Raw genomic sequence first — 3,426 nt, forward strand, 5'->3', positions numbered from 1 at the left:
CGGCGATCAGCAGCTTGGGCGAGCAGGCGATCGCCAGCGCGATCATCACCCGCTGGTTCATGCCGCCCGACAGTTCATGCGGATAGGCGCCCAGCCGGCTCGCCGCGTCGGGGATCTCGACCTGCTGCAGCAGCTCCAGCGCGCGCTGCCGCGCCGCCGCGCCGCGCAGGCCGAGATGGGCCCGCAGCACCTCCTCGATCTGGTGGCCGACGGTGTAGCTCGGGTTGAGCGAGGCCAGCGCATCCTGGAACACCATCGCGATGTCCTTGCCCACCAGCCGTCGGCGCGCGGCCGCGGGCATCGCCAGCAGGTCCTGGTCCTCGAAGCGCAGCGAGGCGGCGCTGGTCACGCCGGGCGCGTCGATCAGCCCCATCAGCGCCATCATGCTGACCGACTTGCCGGAGCCCGATTCGCCGACGATGCCCAGCACCTCGCCGGGCGCGACATCGAGGTCGACACCATCCACCGCCGGGAAGGCGCCGAAGCGCACGCGCAGGTCACGGATCTCCAGCATCACGAGACCCTCTTCAGGCGCGGGTCGAGCGCGTCGCGCAGGCCGTCGCCCATCAGGTTGACGCTCAGCACCGAGACCAGGATCGCGAGCCCGGGCAGCGTCACCACCCAGGGCGCGCGCACGATGTAGTCGCGCGCCGACGACAGCATCGTGCCCCACTCGGCCATCGGCGCCTGGACGCCCAGGCCGAGGAAACCGAGGCCGGCGGCCTCGAGGATCGCGGCCGAGAAGCTCAGCGACGCGTTGACGATCAGCGGCGCCAGGCAGTTGGGCAGCACCGTCGAGAACATCAGCCGCCAGGTCGACGCGCCCGCGACGCGGCTGGCGGTGACGTAGTCCTTGCCGAGCTCGGCGAGCGCGGCGGCACGGGTGAGCCGGACGTACTCCGGCAGGCTGCCGATGGCGATCGCGATCACCGTGTTCATCAGGCCCGGCCCGAGCACCGTGATCACGCAGATCGCCAGCAGCAGGCCGGGCAGCGCGAGCATCACGTCCATCAGCCGCATCACGACCGGCGCCAGCAGCCGCTGGTGGAAGGCCGCCAGCAGCCCCAGCAGCACGCCGGGGATCAGCGACAGCACGACCGAGGCGAGCCCGATGCCGAGCGACACGCGCGCGCCGTGCAGCAGCCGCGACAGCAGGTCGCGACCGAGTTCATCGGTGCCGAGCAGGAAGCGCGCCTGGCCGCCGTCCATCCACAGCGGCGGGGTCAGCATCGCCTCGCGGTACTGCCTCACCGGATCGTGCGGCGCGATCCAGGGCGCGAGCAGCGCCGCCAGCGCCAGCAGCGTGAACACGACCAGCGCCACCAGCGCGCCGCGGTTGGCGGAGAAACCGCGCCAGAACTCGGCCAGCGGGCCGGGCGGCAGCACCGGCGGCGCCATGACGGGCGGGACCTCGGGTGGGAGGCTCGTCGGCGCCGGGCGGGTGGGATCGCTCATGCTCATCTCAGCCCTGCTTGCGGATGCGCGGATTGACCACGCCGTACAGCAGGTCCACCAGCAGGTTGACCGCGATGAAGGTGCAGGCCGAGATCAGGATGCCGGCCTGCACCACCGGATAGTCGCGGCGCGCGATGGCGTCGATGAGCCACTTGCCGATGCCGGGCCAGCTGAAGATGGTCTCGGTCAGCACCGCGCCGGCCAGCAGACTGCGACCTTCAGCCCGATCACCGTGATGACGGGGATCAGCGCGTTGCGCAGGCCGTGCACCAGCACCACCCGCGCCGGCGACAGGCCGCGGGCGCGGGCGCTGCGCATGTAGTCCTCGCGCAGCACCTCCAGCAGGCTGGAGCGGGTCATGCGCGCGATCACCGCCGTCGTGCTGGTGCCCAGCACCAGCGCCGGCAGCAGCAGGTGGCGCAGCGCCGAGCGCCAGGCGCCGGCCTCGTCGTGCAGCGCCGCGTCGATCAGCATGAAGCCGGTGACGCGCTGCACGTCGTACTCGACGGCGATGCGGCCAGACACCGGCGTCCAGCCCAGCCCGACCGAGAACAGCATGATGAGGATCAGCCCCCACCAGAACACCGGCATCGAATAACCCACCGTCGCCACGCCCATCACGCCCTGGTCCAGCAGCGAGCCGCGACGCAGCGCCGCGGCGATGCCCAGGGCCATGCCCAGCACGATCGCCAGCAGCAGCGCGAACAGCGCCAGCTCCGCGGTGGCCGGAAACAGCGCGCGGAATTCGTGCGAGACCGGCTCGTGCGACACCAGCGATCGCCCCAGGTCACCGTGCAGCAGGCCGCCGACATAGTCGGCGTACTGGCGCCACAGCGGCTGGTCCAGGCCGAGCTCGTGCATCAGCCGCGCATGCGTGGCCTCGTCCAGCGCGCGCTCGCCCATCATGATCGCGATCGGATCGCCCGGCACCAGTCGGATCAGGCCGAAGGCGACCAGCGTCACGCCGATCAGCGTCGGCAGCAAGGTGGCCAGGCGGCGGAGGAAGAAGTTGAGCAAGGCAGGCGGCGCCAGGTCAATACGCCGAGCGCACCTGCGAGTCCGCGGCGCGTGGCTGCTTCATGAGCATCCCGCCGGGCGTGGTGACCACCTCCAGCAGCGCGGCGGTCTCGGCATCCATGTCGCCGGCGAAGTTGGCCGGACGGTATTTCATCTGGAAGGTGCTGATCACCTCGCGGGTGGCGATGTCGAACTCGCCGGTGCGCGGCGTCTGGTAGCCCACCTGCGCCAGGCGCTGCTGGAACCAGTTGACGTCGGGCACCGGGCCGACCTCGTAGATGGCCCGCTTGACCTGCACCTGCGCCGCGTCCGGCCAGGCGATCAGGCCGGCGTCGGCGAGCTGCTTCCAGGGGAACTCCGGACCCGGGTCCTGCTTGCGTCCCGGCGCGATGTCGTTGTGGCCGAGGATGCGGTCGGAGCGGATGCCGTGGCGCGCGACGATCTCGCGGGTCAGCTGGATGACGTCGTCGATCTGCTTCTGCGGATAGGGCGCGTAGACGCGGCCCAGCGGCGTGTCGGTGAAGCCGGCGTTGACGATCTCGATGCCGATCGAGGCTGAGTTCAGGTTGGTCGCGCCGCCCCAGTAGCTGACGCCGGCGTGCCAGGCGCGGCGGTTCTCGTCGACCAGCTGGTAGACCTTGGACGGGTTGTCCTGCACCAGGTAGTGCGCGGAGACCTTGCCGCCGGTGGTCAGCACCTTCATCGACTTGTCGAAGTCGAGCACCGTGTAGTGGAGGATCAGGAACTGCGCGCGGCTGTCCTGGTTCTCCGAGACATGCGTCTTGTCGATCTGCAGCGTGGGCGAGGCGCAGGCCGCGAGCAGCGCGACGGCGGCGAGGGTCAGGAGCTTGGTCTTCATGGGGCGATGGCCGCGCGCCGCGCAGCGGCCAGGGCGGTGTCGGGTTGTTGAACGGCGAGGGGCAGGTCGTGCGGCAGCGCGGCGCGCAGGCCGGC

The 3,426-nt window shown here is 71.0% G+C and carries 3 protein-coding genes and 1 pseudogene; all 4 read right to left on the reverse strand.

What is annotated here, in order from left to right:
• A partial coding sequence (locus tag FUT87_RS21630) for an ABC transporter ATP-binding protein (protein ID WP_147242351.1) occupies window positions 1-514 on the reverse strand: 514 nt, incomplete at its 3' end.
• Window positions 514-1,398 carry an ABC transporter permease subunit gene (locus tag FUT87_RS21635; RefSeq protein ID WP_147242353.1) on the reverse strand — a complete coding sequence of 295 codons (885 nt, stop codon included), beginning with the start codon at window positions 1,396-1,398 and terminating at the stop codon, window positions 514-516. The genes FUT87_RS21635 and FUT87_RS21630, both read right to left, overlap by 1 nt.
• A 64-nt stretch (window positions 1,399-1,462) precedes the next feature.
• Window positions 1,463-2,472, reverse strand: a pseudogene (locus FUT87_RS21640) (ABC transporter permease subunit).
• 16 nt (window positions 2,473-2,488) lie between these two features.
• Window positions 2,489-3,331, reverse strand: coding sequence for an N-acetylmuramoyl-L-alanine amidase (locus FUT87_RS21645; protein WP_147242352.1), 843 nt, complete (start codon window positions 3,329-3,331; stop codon window positions 2,489-2,491).
• Window positions 3,332-3,426: the final 95 nt, after the last annotated feature.

Source organism: Mitsuaria sp. TWR114, assembly GCF_007997345.1.